At 57.6% G+C, this 1,094-nt stretch carries 1 pseudogene; it reads left to right on the forward strand.

What is annotated here, in order from left to right:
• Positions 1 to 1,094, forward strand: a pseudogene (locus tag E0D98_RS24610) (ATP-binding protein); the annotation flags it as partial.

Genomic DNA, 1,094 nt, shown 5'->3' on the forward strand with positions numbered 1-1,094 from the left:
TTCACCACACAGCCTGAAACACACGGCAGCCTGATAAAGGCCGGTGACCTCTGGCACGGTATGGTCGCCATTACCCTGCCACCCCAGAATCTGCGGACATTCAACCAGCTGGTCAGGGATGTGCCCCGCGCAATCCCCTGGCGTATCCGGATGGATCTGATGCCCGGCGGCATGAAGGCGCTTGGGGTCAAGAAAACCCTGCTGACCTACAGCAGCTTTATTTCCCCTCTCCGGCCCATGTATGACTCGGTGATGATGCTGAATGACATCAACAAACATGATCCGGTCTGTATCATGACCATTGTTGCCACCACATGGGGAAACAGCCGGGAAGTCTGTACCCGCAACCAGGCTCTCCTGAAATCTGCGCTGGAAGGCTGGGGAGTATGCGGCACCACCACCACCTTCGGTGATCCGAGACGTGCCTGGGTGAACACGGTTCTGGCGGCCTCCCACGGTTCCGGTCCAGTCCCCCTTTACCCGCCCCTTTCACACGCCCTTTCCCTGTTTCCCCTGAACAGGGCCGGCTCTGTCTGGCGGGGACAGGGAAATCTGATGATGCACACCGAAGACGGCTCTGCATGGGAGGTCGCGCTGGCATCGTCACAACAGAACAAGCACACGGAACTGACGCCCGGCGCACCCGGTCTGGGCAAATCGGTACTCATCAACGCACTGTCGGAGATCCAGATAGCCTCAGCCCAGAAGAACCTGCCTTTCATTGCCTATATCGACAAGGGATTCAGTGCACAGGGACTGGTACAGCTTATCCGTGACAGCCTGCCGGAGCAGAGAAAGGACGAAGCCGTGGGGATCATTCTGAGCAATGATCCGGAACACACCCGTAACCTGTTTGATGTGATGTACGGTGCTAAAAAACCCGCCACCCCGGAAAAGAACTTCATGGTATCTGTACTCTGCGCACTGTGCGTGGATACCGGCACCGGTCAGCCCTGTAATCCCGGTGACACCCGGCAAATCATAAGCAACCTGGTGGATCTGGCCTTCAGGGAGTATGGCGAAAACAACCCCAGACTGTACCGTGCAGGAACAGAGCCCCTTGTGGATCTCGCCCTGGAAGAGAGTGGCATCGC

It is taken from the genome of Escherichia sp. KCJ4928, assembly GCF_004352695.1.
Classification (GTDB): domain Bacteria; phylum Pseudomonadota; class Gammaproteobacteria; order Enterobacterales; family Enterobacteriaceae; genus ECMA0423.